Source organism: Pantoea jilinensis (genome assembly GCF_019104105.1).
In the GTDB taxonomy this organism is placed as follows: Bacteria; Pseudomonadota; Gammaproteobacteria; order Enterobacterales; family Enterobacteriaceae; genus Pantoea; species Pantoea eucalypti.
In genome coordinates this window covers 819,473-840,343 of the sequence record NZ_CP077746.1, presented here as the reverse complement: position 1 = coordinate 840,343, position 20,871 = coordinate 819,473, and the positions used below count along the sequence as shown (strand labels likewise).

Below are 20,871 nucleotides of genomic sequence, written 5' to 3'. Positions count from 1 at the left end.
GATAAGTGAGATCGACTATTAAACGTCCACTCGTTATGCGGGTTTGGTTCAAACCTTGCAATATTCAGCATAACGCGCTTTTCCAGCTTTGCCAGACGCAGACCATTCTTTCAGTGTGGTCCTAATTTTTCTTATCATGGACCCGGCATGATCCCATTTAACCCTAGCGACTTTCGCCAGCAGTTTCCCGCGCTCGCCGACGCCGGCGTTTATCTCGATAGCGCCGCGACCACGCTGAAGCCGCAGGCCGTCATTGACAGTACACAGCAGTTTTACAGCCTCAGCGCAGGGACGGTTCATCGCAGCCAGTTTGCCGCTGCGCAGGCCTTAACCCATCGCTATGAACAGGCGCGTCATCAGGTTGGCCGCTGGCTGAATGCCGCAGACGATCGTGAGATTATCTGGACGCGCGGCACCACCGAAGCGATAAACCTGGTGGCGAACAGCTGGCTGCGCCCGCGCCTGCAACCCGGTGATGAGATTGTGGTGAGTGAGGCTGAGCACCACGCCAACCTGGTCCCCTGGCTGATGGCTGCACAGGCATGCGGTGCCCACGTCATAAAATGGCCGTTAGGGCCAGATCGCCTGCCCGATATCAGCCTGCTACCCAAGCTGCTTAATAACCGTACCCGCCTGCTGGCTATAGGCCAGATGTCGAACGTCACCGGAGGGTGTCCCGATCTCGCCAGAGCGATTCCGCTGGCACACGCCGTGGGTGCGAAAGTGATGGTCGATGGCGCGCAGGGGGTGGTGCATTGCCCGCCTGACGTACAGGCGCTGGATATCGACTTTTACGCTTTTTCCGGCCATAAGATTTACGGCCCGATGGGCATTGGCGCGTTATATGGCAAAGCGGACCTGCTGGAAGCGATGTCACCCTGGCAGGGTGGCGGAAAAATGATAACGGATGTCGATTTCAGTGGCTTCACACCACAGCCAGTGCCCTGGCGTTTTGAGGCAGGTACTCCGAATGTGGCGGGCGTAGTGGGCCTGAGTGCAGCACTGAGCTGGCTGGCGCAGTACGATCTGGCCGAAGCGGAGCGCTGGAGTCAGCATCTGGCGACACTGGCGGAGGAGCAGCTGGCAGAATTGCCTGGCTTCCGCAGCTTCCGCAGTGGCAACGCCAGCCTGCTGGCCTTTGAATTTGCTGGCCTGCATCACAGCGATCTGGTGACGCTGCTGGCTGAGCAGGGAATCGCCCTGCGCGCTGGCCAGCATTGTGCGCAGCCGTTGCTGGCAGCGCTGGGCGTCAGCGGCACGCTGCGGGCTTCTTTTGCACCCTATAATAGTTTGCAGGATGTTGATGCGCTGGTGCGCGCCATGAAAGGTGCCATCTCGCTGTTATCGGAGTTTTGATTATGTGTTCATCGCTGTTAGCGCCACACCCGTTTGGCGAACAGATTACTGTTGCCAGCCTGAAAGAGAGCTTTGGCCGCTTTCATCAATGGGAGGATCGTTATCGTCAGCTGATTCAGCTGAGCCGACAGTTACCTGGGTTGCCGGAGGAACTGAAAACCGCAGAAATTGAACTCAGCGGGTGTGAAAATCGGGTCTGGCTGGGCAGCCAGTTATGCGAGGATGGCACGCTGCATTTCTATGGTGACAGTGAAGGACGGATTGTGCGCGGCCTGCTGGCCGTGCTGCTGACTGCGGTTGAGGGCCAGACGCCACAACAGTTACTGGCCAGCGATCCCTTAACGCTGTTTGACGAACTGGGCCTGCGCGCCCAGCTCAGCGCTTCCCGCAGCAGCGGCCTGCAGGCGCTGGCTACCGCCGTGGAGCACGCCGCGCGTCAGGCGCTGACGGCATCCTGACGAACAGCGCGCGCCAGAAACTTCTTCAGCGCATGTGAAACGGCAACAAAGCCGAACGTAGCGGTAACCATGGTTGCCGCGCCAAAGCCGGATGTGCAATCCATCCGCTTCGGACCTTCCGCCGTGCTGCGTGAAGCACAGACGCTGCCATCTGCCTGCGGATAAACCAGCGCTTCAGTTGAAAAAACACAGTCGATGCCGAGTTTACCTTTGCTGTTTTTCACCACGCCCAGGCTTTTCAATCGTTCGCGCAGCTTCGCCGCCAGGGGATCCTGAATGGTTTTCGCCAGATCGGCGACCTGAATTTGCGTCGGATCAATCTGCCCACCCGCACCACCGGTGGTGATTAACGGGATCTTATTCCGGCGACACCAGGCGATCAGCGCCGCTTTAGGCCGCACGCTGTCGATAGCGTCGATCACGTAGTCAAAACCGGCAGCCATCAGTTCAGCAGTGTTCTCCGGCGTAATAAAGTCATCTATGCAGATCACTTCGCAGTCAGGATTGATCGCACGCAGCCGCTCTGCCATCACGTCCGTTTTGGCTTTGCCCACGTTGCCCTGAAGCGCATGAAGCTGCCGGTTGGTGTTGGTGATACAGACATCATCCATATCAATCAGGGTAATTTTACCAATCCCGGTGCGCACCAGTGCTTCCGCCGCCCAGGAACCGACGCCGCCAATACCGATGACGCAGAAGTGTGCGTCAGCAAAACGTTGCAGCGCATTCTGACCATAGAGACGCGCCGTGCCGCCAAAGCGCTGATGCCAGGCGTCGTTTAACACTTTCATAGTTGAACCTGTTACGTCGTGCGGGCCCGAAGGCCCGCAGAGAAGAAATTAGTTAGCGCCGAGAAGCAGTGAACCATTATTACCGTTTTGCGTGCCGGAGAACAGCGGCTGTCCGGCACCCGGTGCAGCTTTGAGTACCCAGACGCGGCCATAGTGATTATAGAAGCCGGCGAGATGCGCGGCGTCCGGGCCGATACCCTGATAGATATCAAAGTGCTGGCCTTTAATCGCGCCACCCACGTCGAGTGCGACCATCAGGCGCATCTCATATTTGCCGTTGAATTTGCCCTTCTCATTTAACTGCGGCACTTCAGCCAGCAGTACGGTGCCCGCCGGAATAATTGAGCGGTCAGAGGCAACCGAGGCTTTTGCTACCAGCGGAACGGCGCTGGCTCCACGCACCGGCGTAAACGGTTCAGCTTTAAAGAAGACAAACGATGGGTTGGTTTCCAGCAGTGCGCGAACTTCCTGCGGTGAGTGCTCCTGCGCCCACTGGCGAATGGCCTGCATCGACATATCTTCGCGTTTCACTTCGCCGCGATCGATCAGCTCTTTACCAATACTGTGGTAGCCCCAGCCATTTTTACCGGCGTAACCGAAGAAGGTCATCGGGCGGCCATCGCCAAAGTCGACATAACCACTGCCCTGCACATCCATCATGAAGTTATCAATCAGCGAGTTGCTGTAGGCAATGACATAGCGGTCATCGAGTCCGCCACTATAGATAGAAGCGCGGCTCGGTAATTTTTCTCCGCGTTTGCGCGGCGGCATGCGGTAGATCGGATACTGGAACTCACCCTGACGGGTGTAGCGCGCTTCCACGACCGGCGTGTAGTAACCCGTGAACTGCACGTTACCGTAGTTGTCCGTGCCCTCCATCTGCCACGCGTTCAGGCCATACTGACGAAGCTGTCGGGTATCGGCTCCCGCCATCAGCCAGCTTTCAATTGCACTATAGGTGCCGTTCTGACGACTATAAAGGGCAGATGAGGCGGACTGAATCTGGCGCACCTGATCGCCAAAGTCTTTGCCATTAACTGGCGCACCTTTGGCATTGGGCTGATTTACCAGCGCCAGCGGCTGTTCGAGTTTGCCATCTTTATATTGCTGACCGCGATCGGTCGGTTTAGAGCTACAGGCCGCCAGCAGCGTAATTAACGCGCCAGTGAGTGCATACTTCACCCAATGTGATTTCATTATCTTCTCTTTTTATAACTGTTCGCCCCGCGACGATAGCAAAGCCCCCGACAGAATGAAATGCATCCGCTTTGACCCGGTGCATATCAGTTCAATAATTAATCAGATGGTTGAATCCTTCAGCAACTGGCTGTTAATTTGGCTTTTATCTTCAAAAAGGGGTTGCATGAATTAGCGCGGAGAGTATAGTGCGCTTCCACGGACGCGGGGTGGAGCAGCCTGGTAGCTCGTCGGGCTCATAACCCGAAGGTCGTCGGTTCAAATCCGGCCCCCGCAACCAATACTTCTGCAGCAGGTTTACAGAAGTCACAGTGTGAGAAGTAAAAGTAATAGAAGCAATACGGACGCGGGGTGGAGCAGCCTGGTAGCTCGTCGGGCTCATAACCCGAAGGTCGTCGGTTCAAATCCGGCCCCCGCAACCAATACTTCTGCAGTTGTTTTACAGAAGTCACAATGTGAAAAAAGTATGATACGGACGCGGGGTGGAGCAGCCTGGTAGCTCGTCGGGCTCATAACCCGAAGGTCGTCGGTTCAAATCCGGCCCCCGCAACCAATCATTTAAACACCTGAAAGGGTGTTTTTTTGTTTCTGACGTTCCTGAAACCTCGTTAGTCTCTCTCCTGCCCTGAAAAGTGCACGGATAGCCGTAACTACCCGCAAACCGTTACCGATGGGCCAGCGCCGCCCCACTCTTCACATAAGCCTTAATGCCGTCCAGAATCGCCTCCGCAACCTGATGCTGATAGCGGGTGGTTCGCAACTTACGCTCCTCTTCCACATTACTGATAAACGCGGTCTCGACCAGAATAGACGGGATATCCGGGGCTTTCAGCACCGCAAACCCAGCCTGATCCACGGTACGTTTGTGCAGATGATTGATGCGCCCCATGCGATGCAGCACCTCTTTACCAAACTTCAGGCTGTCATGAATCGTCTGGCGCTGCACCATATCGAACATGGTGTGATCAAGATAGCGGTCGCCGCTTTTGCTGACGCCACCAATCAGATCGGATTCATTCTGGGTCTGCGCCAGGAAACGGGCTGCCGCCGAGGTCGCACCGCTGGTTGATAAGGCAAACACTGACGAGCCGCGAGCTGCACGGCTGGTAAAGGCATCCGCATGGATCGAGACAAAAAGATCAGCGCGCTGTTTACGGGCTTTCGCAACCCTGACGCGCAGCGGAATAAAGACATCTTCATTACGCGTCATATAGGCTTTCATATTGGACTCTTTGTCGATCAGCGCTTTGAGCCGCCGTCCAATCTTCAGCACAATATCCTTCTCGCGGGTCTTATATTTGCCGTGCGCACCCGGATCTTCCCCGCCGTGACCGGGATCGATCATGATAATGATCGGACGATCGCGCCCCGCTTTACCTGGCAAGGGTGCCTGCACGCCTTCATCTTTCTCCAGATCACCCTGGTTATAGTCTTTCAGCAGGGCCAGAAGAGGATCATCTTCTATCGGGTTCTGACTCGGATAGAGGTCGACCACCAGCCGGTGATTGATCCCGGCGACCGGCGAAAGGTTAAAAATCTTTGGCGCAACGTTGCGCTTTAACTCCAGAACGACGCGCACTGTATTGCTGTCGAACTGGCCGACCCGGGCATTTTTAATAAAAGGATCGTCGACCCGTACCTGCTTATCCACCCCTTTCAGGGCCGAATTGAGATGCAGGCCCTGAATATCTATTACGAGCCGTTCGGGATTGCTCAGCGCAAACTGCTTGTATTTCAGCGCGACGTTTGACTCCAGCGTCATCCGCGAGTAAGTGGATGAGGGCCAGATACGCACCGCCACAATGTGGTTTTTTGCCGCCAGTCCTGTGCGGCTGACGCTTAACAGCAGTAAGGCGCCCGTCCCCTGTAAAAATCGTCTGCGTGAAAAATGGGAATTAACGTCTGACATGCCGCTCCAGCTGCTGTGTTATGTCTAAAAAAGCGCCAGTTAATAAAATGGCGGCGAAAACTTTATCCAATCCGTAGCATGATGTCACCCCGGAAACCCTAAATAATGCAGGCTGTTAGCGGCTTTGACACCCATAAAAACGTAAATTTTCGTCAGGATTAAGACTTGCAAAACCGGGCGTAAAAGCATAAAAATACAAAAAATACGAATAAACATTCACTGAGGGTTGGCCGTGAAGGAACGTAGTACCGAACTGGTTCAGGGTTTTCGCCATACCGTTCCCTATATCAATGCCCACCGGGGTAAAACCTTTGTCATCATGCTGGGTGGCGAAGCGATTGAGCATGAGAACTTCTCTGGCATCGTTAATGACATCGGCCTGCTGCACAGCCTGGGCATCCGCCTGGTGGTGGTTTATGGTGCCCGACCGCAGATTGATGCCAGCCTGGCGCAGCAGCAGCTGGAGCCGGTTTATCATAAATTTACCCGGGTGACCGACGCGCAATCGCTGGAGCTGGTCAAACAGGCCGCCGGCCGGCTGCAGCTGGATATCACTGCCCGCCTCTCTATGAGTCTCAACAACACCCCGCTGCAGGGCGCACATATCAATGTGGTCAGCGGCAACTTCATTATTTCACAGCCGCTGGGCGTGGATGATGGCGTGGATTACTGCCATAGCGGGCGTATCCGTCGTATCGATGAAGAGGCGATTCATCGCCAGCTGGATAACGATGCCATTGTGCTGATGGGCCCGGTGGCGGTGTCTGTTACGGGCGAGAGCTTCAACCTCACCTCGGAAGAAGTGGCCACGCAGCTGGCGATTAAGCTGAAAGCGGAAAAAATGATCGGCTTCTGCTCTGAGCAAGGCGTCCTGAATAGCGAAGGTGAAATTATCTCTGAGCTGTTCCCGAATGACGCGCAGGCCCGTATCGACGAGATTGAAAAGGAAGGCGATTATCTTTCCGGCACTGTTCGCTTTCTGCGTGGCGCGGTGAAAGCCTGCCGAAGTGGTGTGCGCCGCAGCCATTTAATCAGCTATCAGGAAGATGGCGCACTGTTGCAGGAACTCTTCTCACGCGACGGTATCGGCACGCAGATCGTTATGGAGTCGGCAGAGCAGATCCGCCGCGCCAATATCAACGATATCGGCGGCATCCTCGAACTGATCCGGCCGCTGGAGCAACAGGGCATTCTGGTACGTCGCTCTCGCGAGCAGCTGGAAATGGAGATCGATAAGTTCACGATTATTCAGCGCGACAATCTGACCATCGCCTGTGCCGCACTCTATCCGTTTATGGATGAGAAGATTGGCGAGATGGCCTGTGTGGCGGTTCATCCTGATTATCGCAGCTCCTCACGCGGAGAGATGCTGTTGCAGCGCGTGGCGTTGCAGGCAAAGCAGATGGGACTGGAAAAGCTGTTTGTGTTGACCACGCGCAGTATCCACTGGTTCCAGGAGCGCGGCTTTACGCCGGTTGATATTGAGTCACTGCCCGAAAGTAAAAAAGAGATGTATAACTATCAGCGCCGTTCAAAAGTGCTGATGGCCGACCTCACCTGATTCACCGCAGAAGGGACAATCACCCACATCGTGATCTGTCCCTCTCTTCTCAGCGCGTTTCCGCCAGTCGCTCTACCAGACCGCTGCGCCGCTGCGTTTGCTGCTGCACGGCACGCTGAAACACGCCAGGTTCACTGTAAATAGTCAGTTGTTTACGCGCACGGGTAATCGCGGTATAGACCAGTTCACGGGTCAGAACCGGCAGCAACTGCGTGGGCATCACAAGCGCGGTGTGATCAAACTCCGACCCCTGCGATTTGTGCACCGTCATCACCCAGGCGGTTTCATGTGAAGGCAACCGGCTCGGCTGAATTGCCTTGATCGACCCATCGGGTAGCGGGAAAAAGACTTTCAGGTTGCCCTCTTCATCCCGCAGCGTAATGCCGATATCGCCATTAAACAGGCCGAGTGCGCTGTCGTTTCGGGTAATCATCACCGGACGACCTTCATACCAGCGGCTACCCATTCCAGGACGCCGGATGCGCTGCAGTTGCATCAGTCGCTGCTCAATACGCTGGTTCAGACCCTGAACGCCAAAGGGTCCGTCACGTAACGCGCACAACAGCTGATAACGACCAAAAGCGGTTATGATCTCAGCGGGTGGTGCGTGCTGCCTGATGAGCTGCAGGAAGGGCTGGTAGCCCTGTGCGACTTCGTCCAGCATCCCCTGATACGCTTCCGCGCTGTTCAGCGGCTGGTAACTGACATCTTTATGGGCCGCTGCAAACACCGCTCTGACCTGGTCGGCATCACCCTGATTAATCGCTTTTGCCAGCTGGCCGATGCCGGATGCGGCGTCAAACCGATAACTCTTTTGCAGCAGGCAGATGCTGTCGCGCACTGCCGGTGCCTGCGCATCATCACTGCCCTGTAACGTGCAGCCGGTCAGCAGGGCGAGCTGTTCTGCCCGCGCCAGGCTGTAGCCGCTTTCCGTGCAGCGGCAGATATCGCCCAGCACCGCACCGGCTTCAACAGAGGCCAGCTGATCGCGATCGCCCAGAAACACCACGCGGGCATGGGCAGGCAGCGCGGCGATCAGTTTTGCCATCATTGAGAGATCGACCATCGACGCTTCATCGACAACCAGCACATCCAGATGCAGCGGATTACCGGCATGGTAGCGTAGCCGCTGGGTATCCGGCTGAGCGCCCAGCAGGCGATGCAGCGTAGTGGCTTCGGCAGGAAAACGCTGCCGTTCTTCGTCGCTGACGGCCAGATCCTGCAGTGCCCTGCCCAGTGACTCGGTCAGCCGCGCGGCAGCTTTGCCCGTCGGTGCCGCCAGCTGGATGCGCAGCGCGCCCGGATTCAGGCGAATCAGGGCGGCGAGCAGTTTCGCTACGGTGGTGGTTTTGCCTGTGCCTGGCCCGCCGGAAATGACTGCTGTTTTGCGGGTCAGCGCCACTGCTGCAGCAATTTTCTGCCAGTTCTCTGGCTGGTCGTCAAACAGGCTGTTAAGGACATCTCCTGCGGCACGGATATCAAACGCGGTTTTCACTTCCTGGGCAGCAAAAAAATCGACAACGCGACCTTCGCTTTGCCAAAGCCGATGCAGATATAAACGCTGGTTGCTTAGAACCAGTGGCGTCACCCGGCTTCCATCACTCACCGCCGGCCAGTCAGCGAAGTGTGATAACCAGTCATCCGGCGCGCCAGCAGCCTGCCAGATCGCCTGGGCCAGCGCAGGCTGACGTCCGGCAAACAGGTGCGCCTCACAGAGATTGCTCAGCGGAAAACAGACGTGCCCTTCACCTGCCTCAGCGCTGACGCAGGCGGCAGCGAGCAGCCGCGCAGGCTGTGATTCCGGCACCACGAGTTGTGCAAACTGAATATCGAGCGGGCGCAGGAGACGCTTCTCTACTGCCTGCTGCAGCAGACTCAGCATGTCACTCATAACACCTCTCCGGTTTCACCAAACAGTGCATCGATCGCTTCCACAAAGGCTTCGCCAGGTCGGGTGGCAAAAATGCCGTTGTCCGGCGAGCTGCCGTCCATCCCGCGTAAAAACAGATAAAAGACGCCGCCAAAATGTTGCTCATAGTGGTAGTCCGGCAGGCGATGTTGCAGATAGCGATGCAGCGCCAGCGTATAGAGCTGATACTGCAGATCATAACGGTGGCCGATCATGGCCTGCGCCATCGCCTCGGGTGTGTAAGCGGCATGGCTATCGCCCAGCCAGTTCGATTTGTAATCGAGCAGATAATATTTTCCCTGCCAGCGGAAAACCAGATCGATAAACCCCTTGAGCATGCCGCGCACCTGACGAAAATCCAGCGGGGCGGCCTGCAGAGAGAGGCTGTCGTGCTGGCGCAGCAGATCGTCAAGATCGGCCGCCGTCAGCAGATTGTTGATCGGCAAATAGAACTCCATTTCGATCAGTCGTTCGCTGCTTTTAATTGCCGATAGCGTCAGCCCTTCCGCGTTAAGCGGCGTATGCAATACCCGCTCAATCCACTGTTCCAGGACCGGTAACCAGTCTGACGGATAGCCATTATGCTGCAGCTGATCCTCCAGCCAGACGCGATCCGGCAGTTCGGTAAAGTCGATCGACTCAAACAAACCGTGCAGGAAGGTGCCCGGCGCCGCACCGCGCGGAAAATGGTGCGGTGTCAATGCAGCCTCTTCACCACTCTCGTCCTCGCCCGCCGCATCAATATCGAAGTTTGGCAATGCATCAAGAAGTGACGAGCTGTGATGCTGTTGCAGGCCGGAATAGCTGGTGACCCGCCAGGCATCCGCCAGTGCGCGGGTCACGTCGCGACTGCTCAATACCTCATCGCCCTGCTCAGCGTCCTGCCACCTTTCTCCCGGCATCAGATCGGCTTCAACCAGCGCAATCCCCTCACCGGTTAGCGCATTCAGTTTCTGGCTGAGCTGCTGCGCATCCGCCGCCTCACCCTGCTGCACCAGATACCCGAGCGCGCTTTTGTGCAGATCGCTTTCGCCCTCTTTTTTTCGCGTGCCTTTAATCAGCGGTGCAATGCCGACGCTGCAGTGATAGATCGAGCGGGTCAGCGCCACATAGAGCAGACGCAAATCTTCCGCCAGACGCTCCTCTTCGGCTAACGCCAGACTCTGTGCATCGCCCTGCACATCAAGCAGCGCCATGAAGTTGTCACGATCGTGATAAAGCGCGCTGGCCGCCTCGCGGAATCCGGCAGCAAACGGCAGCCATACCAGGGGATACTGCAGCCCTTTCGATTTGTGGATGGTGACGATTTGCACCAGATGGCGGTCGCTTTCCAGACGCAGCTGCTGGCTGGCGGCCTGGCTGTTTGGTCGGGCAATCTGCTGCGCCAGAAAACGCACCAGAGCGTGAGGACTCTCCAGCTGTACTGAGGCTTCCTGCAGCAGTTCACCCAGATGCATCAGGTCCGTCAGGCGACGTTCCCCGTTCTCCGAGGCCAGCATATTTTCCGCCAGCTGCCGCTTGATCATGACATCACGCAGCATCGGTAACACGCCGCGCTGGTGCCACAACTGCTGCCAGACGGCAAACTGCTCCACCAGCGCATCCCACTCGCGTTCATTCTGCGTCAGCGCATCCAGCGTCGCGGCATCAATAGCAAAAATAGAGGTGGCCAGTGCGCTACGCAGCAGCCGTTCCTGTTCAGGAGCCTGAATCGCCTGAAGTAACCAGAGTAATTCGCGCGCTTCCGGCGTGGTGTAAACGCTGTCCCGGCTGGAGAGATAGACCGAGGGAATTGACAACGCATTCAGCGCGTCGCGGATCAAACCGGCCTCATTGCGACTGCGCACCAGCACGGTAATATCAGAAGCCCGCACTGGCTGTAGCGCGTCGCCTTTGCCCAGGCAGGCACGTCCCTGCTGTCCGGCCACCAGCCAGCGGCTGATATCTGCCGCACACTGTTGCGCCATAAACTGCTGGTAATCGCTGTTGCCGACGCCCTCACCGGGCTGCAGCCAGAACCGTAACGCCGGTTGCTGCTGCTCGTCAAAAATCAGCTTCAGTGACTGGTTGGGCGCAGCGGGCATTACCGGCTGAAAGGGGATCGCCGAAAACAGAAAAGGCGAATCGATCTGAGAAAAGAGGCGATTGACGCTCTCGACCATCTCAGGTGAAGAACGCCAGTTAGTATCAAGTGTGTAGTGAGCACTGACTTCGTTTCTGGCCCGCAAGTAGGTAAAAATATCCGCACCGCGAAACGCATAGATGGCCTGCTTGGGGTCACCGATCAGAAACAGCGCCTGTTCTGGCTGATTAATGTAGAGCGTACGGAAGATGCGATACTGCTGTGGATCGGTATCCTGAAATTCATCAATCAGTGCCACCGGGAAACGCGCCCGGATAGTTTCAGCCAGCAACACGCCGCCCGGCTGCTGCAACGCTTCATCCAGCTTACTGAGCAGGTCATCGAAACCTAACAGCGCACGTAACCGTTTCTCGCGCTGAACTGTGGCTCGTACATCGGTCAGCGCCTGCGCAATGATCACATCCCGCAGCGACAGCGGTTCTGCCAGAAACTGATCAACAGCCTCAAACAGCGAATGGCGCGGTGCTTCACCCTTTTTCGTTTTCTCATCAAGCACCTGCTGTCCAAAACGCGCCAGCTCTTTAGGCAACTGATAATCACGCGTTTCGCTGCTGGCCCACTGCGTGACGCGGGCGACCCAGTTGGGCAGGTGTTTACTGCTATAGCTACGCTTATCAACGCCAGATGCGCTGATCATCCCTTCAACATCGGCGCTCAGCGCCTGCCACTGCTGCTTCATGGCGTTGATGCGCGCCAGATTGCGGGCGTGACGTGACGCCAGATCCTCATCGGCAGCGGGCGGCCGTTTGAGCACTGGCGACTCACCCTGTAGCCAGGGGCGCAGTGTCGTCAGCAGGCTGTCGGGTCCGCTCCACTCTGCGGCGATAATCCGTGCCACATCCAGACTGAGTGGATAGCACTGACGCCGCCAGAAATCGGCAGTGGACTGCTTGAGCAGTGCCTGTTCATCTTCTATCAACTCCTGCTCGAATAGCATGCCCGATTCAAACGCGTTGAGATTCAGCATTCGCTGACAGAAGCCGTGAATGGTGAAGATGGCGGCTTCATCCATCTGGCGTTCGGCCGCCAGCAGCTGCGCAGCGGCCTGACTCAGATCGGGCATCTGCGCCAGCAGCAACTGGTGCATCGGATTGCGGCTTTCGCCGCGAATACAGGCCAGCCGCAGCTGATGAATATTTTCGCGGATGCGGCCGCGTAACTCCGCCGTCGCGGCCTCGGTGAAGGTCACCACTAAAATTTCTTCTACCGAGAGTGGCCGGCTATACGCGTTTTCGCCGCCCAGCCCCAGCAGCAGGCGCAGATAGAGCAGACCAATGGTAAAGGTTTTTCCGGTGCCTGCTGATGCCTCAATCAGCCGCTCGCCTCTGAGCGGCAGCGTTAAGGGATTCAGCGATACGGGCGGTAACTGCGTCATTGGGTCTCACTCTTAACCGGCAGCGACTGCTGCAGTTTCGCCAGTTCTTTCCAGGTTTTCCAGCCAGGCTGGCGGGCAAATTCAACCTTGCCGTTGCCGGTGCCGGCAATCTGTGACGTCATCACCATGCCCTTGTGTTCGATCACCGCCTGCCGGAAAAAGTCAGCCAGGCTGGCCGGGGTTAACCGCGCCACCTGCTCGGCCATTTTTTGCCGGGTGTTAAACAGATCATTCTGTCGATCAAAGTCGCGGCTATAACGGTCCGCTTCCTCAAAGAGCGTCTGAGGACGCTGCTGCAAATCATTGATCATCGCCTGCTGATACTGAACAAAGTCTGCCTGACTCATGCTGCGAAGACGCTTTTCTGCCTGCGGATAGAAGGCCTGATAGCGCTGCAATAGCCAGCCCGGTTGCTTGCTATTACTCTGCAGCAGGAAACCGATGCCCCACTGACGGCCCACTGGCATCTGGAAGGCAAAGACGGCATAACCGAGCTGCTCTTTGGTGCGCAACTGATTGTAGAACCAGGGCTGCACAATCTGACTCAGCATAGAACTGTGCGCCATGCTCTGATATTCGCTGTATCCCAGTGGAACATAGAGCGCGGCAAGGGCGGAGTCAGTGCTGCTGCCCTGCTGTTGCAGGTTGGCTTTCATCGGTTTTTTAATGGCCACATACTGGCTGTGCCAGTCGCGGGTCGCATTACTCTGCACCTGCTGTTTAAGCTCATGTCCCAGTTGCTTCACACTCTCCGCACTGAGATTACCCACCACCAGCATCTCCGGGGTCGCGTCGCGGAACAGCGAGTCGCGATAGGTCGTTACATCCTTCAGTGTGAGCGTGCTCACCAGCTTGCGACGGGTTTCGCGCTGGGTATAAGGCAACTGTGAGAGCAACTGCATCGGCTGAATCGCCTGTTCAAACGCCTTGCCTTTCTCCGCCGCGTCCAGCCGCTCCAGATACCAGGATTTAGCCTGCGCCAGCTGCTGTTCTGTCGGCTGGAAGGTGGCATAGCCCTCTACCAGTTTCTTCAGCAGCGTGGGCAGGCGCTGAGTAAAGCCACTGGCGCTAAACACCAGCCCGTCATCCTCACCGGTTGAGAAGCTGATGCCGCCCACCGAGGCCTGTGAGTTTAACGTGTCCAGTGCCAGACTTGAGAGGTAGTCATTGAGGCCAAACAGCACCTGCTGGCGGGCGTCACTGATCGCATGCCGGTTACGTAACGCGAGGGTTATGGCCGCTTTGGGCTCGCTGGCATAATAGCGGCTGGGCATCCAGTAAATACGCATACCGTCTTCGTTATCCAGCTTCACCGGATGCTGATACGTTTTACCGTCTGATGGCAACAGGGTGAAGTCATCCGGGATATAGGGGTTCAGCACCGGCATCGCCAGCGAAATCTGACTGGCGCGCTGCTGCCAGTCGGCAAACGTTTGTGGCGTGATCTTCTCAACCTGATAAGGCGCTTCCACAAAATAGGCGGTTTTATTGTGCGGCTCCTGCGGACTGATGTACCAGATTCGCGCATGCTGCGGGGTCATCTCTTCAAGCCGGGATTTGATCGCCGCGGCATCGTACTGATCCGCCAGATAAGGTGCATCCAGCGTATCTTCCACCGGTACGCGCAGCATGGTATCAACCAGCCATTCAATATAATCCATATCGCGGGTAATAGAGGGGTAGCGGAAGTCGAGTGCCAGCACGTGTGAAACTTCGTCGAAATAACGCTTATCATCGCCCTGCTGACGCAGCAGGTTGATATAGCTGAAGATCGCCGCCACCACGTCATCACGCTGTGCCAGGCCTTTATCCGTGAGTGAGACGGTAATAGCAAACACGCCGCTATTACGCTCGGTCATTGGGTCCGCGCCTGCATTCACTCCATCGGCCAGTCCCTGTTTTTGCAGCCAGTCGGTGAGCGTGTTTTTACTGCGATTACTGATTAAGTAGCTAATCAGCGTGTCGGTTTTACTGCGGAAGCGATCGCTGTTGTTGGCAATGCGGAACTCAATTTTAAGCTGCTTGCGCGGCTGTGCAGGAACGTAATGAATAATGACGCCCTGCTGGGCATCGGTCACCACCGGCACCGTAATGTCTGGCACGCTGGCATTATGATTTTGTACCCGCCCAAAGGTTTTAGCTGCAATTGACGCCATTTCCGGCAGCGGTTTATTGCTGTAGATCACCGCCTTCATCAGGTTGGCGGAGTAATGAGTATGGTAAAAATCGAGCAGCGCCTGGTGCAGTTTGCTGCCGGGTTTATCTTTCAGGGTTTCAAGATTGCCGCCCGAGAAACGTGATGCCGGATGTGCCGGGTTCAGGGTTTCAGCACCGACCTGTGCCATACGCAGGCCATCACGCGAGCGGGCCATGGTCAGCTCCGCATTCACAGCATGGCGCTCACGGTCGGCATTAACCGGATCCAGCAGCGGCTCGGCCACGGCATCCGCCAGGCGATCCACCGCAGGCTCCAGCGAATCGTTTTCCACTTCCAGATAAAAAGCGGTGCGGTAAGAGGCCGTGCTGGCGTTGTGGCTGCCGCCATGCTTTTTCAGGAATTCAGCCAGATTGTCGGGTTGCGGATAATGTTTTGAGCCCATCAGCACCATATGCTCAAGGTAGTGCGCCAGCCCCGCCTGCTGATCGGGATCGTCCAGCGATCCTATCGGCAGCGTCAGCGCCGCCAGCGATTTCGGCGCCACAGGATCGGAAACCAGTAATACCGTCATCCCGTTGTCCAGCCGGATAGCCTGATAATGACGAGGATCCTGTTCACTTTTGTGAATGGTGTCGTTAACTGGCTGCCAGCCTGAAGATGTCTGCGCCTGTGCCGTGCAAGCCACCAGGCTTAACATTAGCGCCGCTATCCAGCGTGCGTGTACCCGCATGTAAACCCCTTTCATTTCCCGATAAGCCGCCAATATCGGACACGGCGGCTCAAAGCAGAGCAAAATTGCTGTGTAATGAATCAGTTAGCAAAACGCTTTCTGATGGCTATTCATCATCCTGATGTGCAGCCAGCACCGGTAAATACCAGCGCTGTGCCGCCTCAGTTATCTGTTGTAATTGGGGCACATCCAGTACCCGGCAAAGACGTTGCAGATAGGGATCGCTGCCTTCACCCTCAACCTGATAGTTGCCAGACCAGGCCGTCAGCAGGCGATTGCGCGCCTTGAGCTGAGTCGCCTCATCAGTCAGCAACTGCTGACTTTTTTTGTCGTAGCTGGCGGTGAGCCATGCGCCGCCGCTCCTGTTAAGCAGCATCAGCGGCTGACGCATACCGGCAAGATAGCCAGCGACATACTCATTCAGGGCAGCGATCGCCTCTTGTTGCGATACGGCAAGGAAACACCAGCGGCTTTGCTGCCGGCCAAACATCCGGCTGCTGCCTGTGCCTCCCAGCGCGCAGTAAACCAGGTGCTCCAGCCAGAGCAGCAGTCCGTCGTTCATATTGAGCACGCCAGGTCGCCAGCGCAGTAATCCATCACCCTGCACCTGTGTCAGCCAGCCGGTTAAGCTGACCTGCTCAAGTTGCAGATTCACTTCCCAGCTCTCGCCGTCGCTGCGTTGCGTCACGACTTCTGCCGCCACTTCCTGCATCTCATCACGCTGCGCCTGCCAGAACAGCTCACCGAAGGCGCCATAAGGCAGATTGCCGGCCGCACGATGGTATGTATAGAGCCGCTGCGTATCCTCGCCTTCGACCAGAGCATTCAGCAATTGTGCGTTGATCTGATAACGTTCCAGGTTGTCGAGCGAAAACGGCTCGCTGTCGGGCAGTTCGTCCTCCTCCAGCCAGAAGCTCACGCCAAGCCGCTGATGAAACCAGGCACGCACCGGATGCCGCCAGAAGCGCAGAAGTGCCTCCAGTGTCAGCGCATCCGTTACCGGCGCCTCAAGTGGCTGAACAAAATCGGGCTGGGGCTGCCCCATCCCCTGCGCGGCAGGCAGCCATTCACGCGCGAAACTCTGCAGTCTGGCCGCCGGCTTAAAGTTCTCCGCAGCAAAGGGCATCCGGCTGTGCAGGTGCTGCAAATGCATCCGCACCCGTTCAGCACTCTCATCCAGCTCAAGGTGCCCATCACCGTCCAGATAAAAACTCTGTCCGATGTACTCCAGTAATTCTGTGACCAGCACCGAAGGGTAGCGTTCCGTATTATCCTGAATCGCCCGGCCGATGTAGCTGATATAGAGCTGCCGCTGTGCCGAAATCATCGCTTCCAGGAAGAGGTAGCGGTCATCATCGCGGCGACTGCGATCGCCTTTGCGGGACTGTTGCTGCATCAGATCAAAGCCTAATGGCGCCAGGGTGCGCGGATAGACGCCGTCATTCATGCCCAGCAAACAGACCAGTTGAAAAGGGATGGAGCGCATCGGCATCAGGGTACAGAAGTTAATCTGTCCTGCCAGGAATCGCTGGCTGATGCGTTGCTGATCAAGCCGGCTACGCAGATCATCGCGCAACAGCGCCACCGGAATCGCCTCTTCAAACCGTGCATCCATGCCATATTCAATCAATTGCTGCCACTGCTCTTCCACCAGCAGCAAGGCGGCCTCGGTTTCTGCATCGGGGCTGAAAAAGGCGTTCAGCAGTTCCCGGCACAGGGGCAGCCAGGCCGCCAGTGGCCGCGGTTCAGCCAGCCGCTGTCGCCAGTGATTAAGCCGGGAGAGCAGCTCTGCGAGATGGCCCGCCAGTTCGCCTGCCAGACCACCCGACTCGTCATAAGGCAGAATCCCCTCCCAGTCTCCATTGTGGCTCTCCATCGCATAGCCCAGCAGCATACGCTGCAGGCCAAAACGCCAGGTGTGCTGCCCGGTGACAGGAAGAGACAGGGCTTCAACACTGGCATCATCCAGCCCCCAGCGCACACCCGATTCGCTGACCCAGCGCCGCAGTAAGCGCAGGCCGCTTTCATCAATGGCGAAGTGGGAGGCCAGCGCCGGAACATCCAGTAGCGCCAGTACATCCTCTGAGACAAAACGGCTGTCCGGCAGTGCCAGCAGATGAAGAAACGCGACAATGGCCGGATGCGCCTGACTGGCACGGCGATCTGAAATGGCAAACGGCAGATAGCGATCGGCAGGTGCGTTGGCGAACACAGCCTGAATAAACGGGGCGTAGGCGTCGATATCCGCCACCATGACGATGATGTCACGCGCTTTCAGCGTCGGATCGGCCTCCATCATCGCCAGCAGATGATCCTGCAATACTTCAACTTCACGCTGGGCGCTGTGACAGACCTGCACCGCAATTGAGCGATCCGCCGGATCAAGGCAGCGCTTCTGATCGCTGTGCGCCAGTTCCGCCGCATTCAAGCCGATAACGGCGTTATCCTGCAGATTGAGAAGATCGTGCTGCATGCAGTGCAGCAGGTTGTCTGGCTCGACATCCACAAACGCATCGATATCGTCGTTAGAGTCCATCTGACTGAGCAGAAACAGGTTATCGCGCCCCAGCTTGCCCCATGAGGCGAGCAACGGATTGGTCAGCTGCTGTTCACCCGCGTCGTTAAACAGCGCGGGTGCCTGCTCTGCATCCCGGAAGAGTCCGCGAGATTCATCAGCACCATGACGCCGGCGCTGACGGCTTTGCAGTTTTGCCAGAAACGCATAGTCCTGAATGTCGCCCCAGTAATCGCGGCAGGGATTGGTGAACAGCAGATGGATGTCGATGTGCCGTCCCAGCGCCTGCAACGCCTGCAGGTAAACCGGCGGCAGCGCAGAGATGCCACAGATGAAGACGCGTTTGGGCAGATTTTCCGGCGTGCTTTTCGCCTGCTCAAGCGTCTGGATAAATCGTGAATAGAGGTTGGCACGGTGCCATTCAGGCTGCCCCAGCGCCTGGGTATAACTCACCAGATCACGCCACAGTGCGGCCTGCCAGCGCTGCGCCTCGCCCAGCCCCTCAATGGTTTCGCCACGCTCCCAGCTATTGAGCCAGTCGGCGCGATAGACCAGATACTGGTCGAACAGATCGGCTACGCGGGCGCTGAGCTGAAACAGCTTTCGCTTATCCCCGTCGTCATGGAGATAGTGGCGTAAAGAGGTGAACTCTTCCTGCTCCAGCATCACCGGCAGCCGGTGCATCAGCTTCCAGCCCATGCTGGCCTTACTGAAGGCACTTTCAACCGGAACATCAGGCAGAACGCGGACGAACATCTCCCAGATAAAACTGGCAGGCAGCGGGAATTCGATATTGGCCGCAATACCAAAGGTTTGCGCCAGCTCCATTTGCAGCCACTGCGCCATCCCCGGGCTCTGCACCAGCACCATTTCTGAGGCGAAAGGATCATCAAGAGGATCATGTTTAATCACCGCAGCCGCCAGAATTTTCAGAACATCAAGCTGATTTGAGTGATAAACGTGAAACATGAAAACTCCTGTGATAACTCAGAACATGACTGCGGTATTGCGGCACTCACTTTACCGCGTATCGCCGTTGAAACCCATCAAAAGGGCGACCCGCGACGTTTAACAACGCAGGCGTGTCAGGCTGGCACTACGCTGATAAGGCCCCGTTACGTCAGCCCGCTCCAGAGTGCAGCCTGAGGGACTGCTCTGCTCTTGCAGCGTGGATTTCCAGCCTGCCACTTCATGCCCTGCCAGACGTTGCTCAGCAACCCGCCATGCCTCACGCTGATACCATTGCTGGCTGAATCCCACTGCCAGTGCGCGATGATAGTGAAACAGGGTGCTGCTGCTTAATGCCATTAACAGCAGAGCAAACAACACTTCCGGCAGGCTGAATCCATCGCGCTTACAAACAGGCTGCCGGAGGCGTGAGCGGGCAATAGTCGATCCAGCCATGCGGCAACGCGGTAATCTGATTGCCCCGTAGCCGGACCCAATGCCAGACCGCCATGCCACTGCCGCTTGCCTCACCTTTAAGCAGACCTTCATCCTTTTCTCCTCGTTGTAAACAGCTGCGCCAGCCCTGGCGATCATCCTGCTGACAGCGGGCCGCCTCACTGGCTGGCCAGCTCAGGGATAAACCCCATTGCAGCGCCGACTGCGCCCGCCAGAAATCCTGCACAAACTGCTGCTCATCGGCCAGCAGTCGCATTCCCTGCTCTGACATCTTTCGGCTGGCGTGCAGCGTAAAACTCCCGATGACCATAATCATTAACACCATGCCCATGGCGCTGCTGCCTCGCTGCTTCACAGGTTCTCTCCCTCAATCCAGCTCTCCACGGTTTCAAGCCAGCGACCAGCCCGACCCTGCAACACTATCCTGACCTGCCTGCCCTGCTGGCTCACGCTGAACTGCTCCACCGTCATAAACGCGGGATCGGAGAGCCGCTCCCAGCCTGCTGACTGACACTGATCAACACCACGCTGCATCTCAAGCTGCTGTTGTCGCAGGCGATAACCGTAATAGTCACTTTCTGCATGGCTCACCCCTTCCCATTGACCGTTGCTGTTTTCATCCCAGCGCAGCAGCAGGCAATTTTCACTGATTTTCAGTACCTCCCTGGCACATTCACCGTGACAATAACCCGCACGCCGCACCGACTTTTCCAGCGTTGCCATCATCTGCTGTAACTCCTGACGCAGCTGTGCCCGTTGCAGCACACCCGCGTTCTCTGCCAGCAGCAATGGCAGAAAACGGCCAACGCTGAGCATGATGACGGCGCTGATTGCCATGGCGATCAGCATCTCCAGCAGGCTGAATCCTGCGATTTTCAACGGCATGTTTCCTCATCGATCATGCAGAGGCGAATACGGGCTCTGGCTGAGATAATCAGACGTATGCGTCCGGCGCGATTTCCCAGTTCAATGCTGCCCGCTCTGGCGACATTGCGGCGGCCATAGAAACCCGGTTCACCCCGGATGCCATAGAACACAACATCCGGGTGCGGCGCGATGAAATGCAGCCGTTTCCCGTGACCGCAACCCGTCACAGGGCGGCTTCCGGCACCGATACACCAGGGCTCGCCAGGCTGTGACCATAGCACCAGGTCGCTATTCTGCCGGTTGGCCTGGGCGCGCAGCCGTAGCAGAAATCCCTGCAGTTGCTGAGCGCTGTCAAGTAGCGCCTGCCGCTGTTGCCAGCGCTGCCAGCCATTGATTGCGGCAAGACTCAGCATGCCAGCAATGACCATCACCAGCAGCAGTTCCGGCAGAGTAAAACCACGTAAGTATGCTGTTTTCATCACTGCAGAGTGCGGGGTA

Annotated in this window: 14 protein-coding genes and 3 tRNA genes; 6 read left to right on the top strand and 11 right to left on the bottom strand. The window is 57.0% G+C overall.

Features of this window, described 5'->3' with window-relative positions; genetic code table 11:
- Positions 1-147 precede the first annotated feature (147 nt).
- Both csdA and csdE read left to right on the top strand, forming a co-directional pair.
- On the top strand, positions 148-1,356 hold the full coding sequence (gene csdA / locus KTJ90_RS04000; protein ID WP_442844279.1) for a cysteine desulfurase CsdA: 1,209 nt from the start codon (positions 148-150) through the stop codon (positions 1,354-1,356).
- Between the two features lie 2 nt (positions 1,357-1,358).
- The gene (gene csdE, locus KTJ90_RS03995; RefSeq protein ID WP_008925647.1) at positions 1,359-1,814 is read left to right on the top strand and encodes a cysteine desulfurase sulfur acceptor subunit CsdE; all 456 of its coding nucleotides are present in this window, start codon (positions 1,359-1,361) and stop codon (positions 1,812-1,814) included.
- On the opposite strand, the gene tcdA is transcribed toward csdE, so the two are convergent.
- Complete coding sequence (tcdA, locus tag KTJ90_RS03990; RefSeq protein WP_003854645.1) at positions 1,793-2,605, bottom strand: tRNA cyclic N6-threonylcarbamoyladenosine(37) synthase TcdA; 813 nt, start codon at positions 2,603-2,605, stop codon at positions 1,793-1,795. The two genes, csdE and tcdA, sit on opposite strands and share 22 nt — an antisense overlap.
- Before the next feature lie 48 nt (positions 2,606-2,653).
- Positions 2,654-3,802, bottom strand: coding sequence for a murein transglycosylase A (gene mltA, locus KTJ90_RS03985; protein WP_003854646.1), 1,149 nt, complete (start codon positions 3,800-3,802; stop codon positions 2,654-2,656).
- Between the two features lie 203 nt (positions 3,803-4,005).
- Between mltA and KTJ90_RS03980 the strand changes: the two genes are divergently transcribed.
- From KTJ90_RS03980 to KTJ90_RS03970, 3 genes are all read left to right on the top strand, one after another.
- Positions 4,006-4,082: transfer RNA gene (locus KTJ90_RS03980), tRNA-Met, on the top strand.
- A gap of 65 nt (positions 4,083-4,147) precedes the next feature.
- Positions 4,148-4,224: transfer RNA gene (locus KTJ90_RS03975), tRNA-Met, on the top strand.
- Positions 4,225-4,278: 54 nt separating this feature from the next.
- Positions 4,279-4,355: transfer RNA gene (locus tag KTJ90_RS03970), tRNA-Met, on the top strand.
- A gap of 111 nt (positions 4,356-4,466) precedes the next feature.
- On the opposite strand, the gene amiC is transcribed toward KTJ90_RS03970, so the two are convergent.
- Positions 4,467-5,711 (bottom strand): N-acetylmuramoyl-L-alanine amidase AmiC, encoded by a 1,245-nt coding sequence (amiC, locus tag KTJ90_RS03965; protein ID WP_003853935.1) that lies wholly within the window; start codon positions 5,709-5,711, stop codon positions 4,467-4,469.
- A 232-nt stretch (positions 5,712-5,943) separates the two neighbouring features.
- Between amiC and argA the strand changes: the two genes are divergently transcribed.
- The gene (gene argA / locus KTJ90_RS03960; protein ID WP_003853937.1) at positions 5,944-7,272 is read left to right on the top strand and encodes an amino-acid N-acetyltransferase; all 1,329 of its coding nucleotides are present in this window, start codon (positions 5,944-5,946) and stop codon (positions 7,270-7,272) included.
- Between the two features lie 49 nt (positions 7,273-7,321).
- Here argA and recD read toward each other — a convergent pair whose 3' ends face one another.
- The 8 genes from recD to KTJ90_RS03920 all read right to left on the bottom strand — a co-directional run bounded on the left by recD (position 7,322) and on the right by KTJ90_RS03920 (position 20,852).
- On the bottom strand, positions 7,322-9,163 hold the full coding sequence (recD, locus tag KTJ90_RS03955; RefSeq protein ID WP_182630094.1) for an exodeoxyribonuclease V subunit alpha: 1,842 nt from the start codon (positions 9,161-9,163) through the stop codon (positions 7,322-7,324).
- Positions 9,160-12,699 carry an exodeoxyribonuclease V subunit beta gene (gene recB, locus KTJ90_RS03950; protein ID WP_499025951.1) on the bottom strand — a complete coding sequence of 1,180 codons (3,540 nt, stop codon included), beginning with the start codon at positions 12,697-12,699 and terminating at the stop codon, positions 9,160-9,162. The genes recD and recB overlap by 4 nt, the downstream gene beginning before the upstream one ends.
- Positions 12,696-15,587, bottom strand: coding sequence for a pitrilysin (gene ptrA, locus KTJ90_RS03945; RefSeq protein ID WP_008925650.1), 2,892 nt, complete (start codon positions 15,585-15,587; stop codon positions 12,696-12,698). The genes recB and ptrA overlap by 4 nt, the downstream gene beginning before the upstream one ends.
- 106 nt (positions 15,588-15,693) lie before the next feature.
- Positions 15,694-19,071, bottom strand: coding sequence for an exodeoxyribonuclease V subunit gamma (gene recC / locus KTJ90_RS03940; RefSeq protein WP_499025950.1), 3,378 nt, complete (start codon positions 19,069-19,071; stop codon positions 15,694-15,696).
- Positions 19,072-19,170: 99 nt separating this feature from the next.
- Complete coding sequence (locus KTJ90_RS03935; RefSeq protein ID WP_314510525.1) at positions 19,171-19,410, bottom strand: prepilin-type N-terminal cleavage/methylation domain-containing protein; 240 nt, start codon at positions 19,408-19,410, stop codon at positions 19,171-19,173.
- A gap of 46 nt (positions 19,411-19,456) precedes the next feature.
- On the bottom strand, positions 19,457-19,861 hold the full coding sequence (locus KTJ90_RS03930; RefSeq protein WP_182630096.1) for a DUF2509 family protein: 405 nt from the start codon (positions 19,859-19,861) through the stop codon (positions 19,457-19,459).
- Positions 19,858-20,391: a prepilin peptidase-dependent protein gene (locus tag KTJ90_RS03925; protein WP_008925653.1), complete on the bottom strand. Its 534-nt coding sequence runs from the start codon at positions 20,389-20,391 to the stop codon at positions 19,858-19,860. Before KTJ90_RS03925 ends, KTJ90_RS03930 begins: the two co-directional genes overlap by 4 nt.
- Entirely contained in the window at positions 20,382-20,852 is a 471-nt protein-coding gene (locus tag KTJ90_RS03920; protein WP_182630097.1) for a prepilin-type N-terminal cleavage/methylation domain-containing protein, read from the bottom strand. The genes KTJ90_RS03925 and KTJ90_RS03920 overlap by 10 nt, the downstream gene beginning before the upstream one ends.
- Positions 20,853-20,871: the final 19 nt, after the last annotated feature.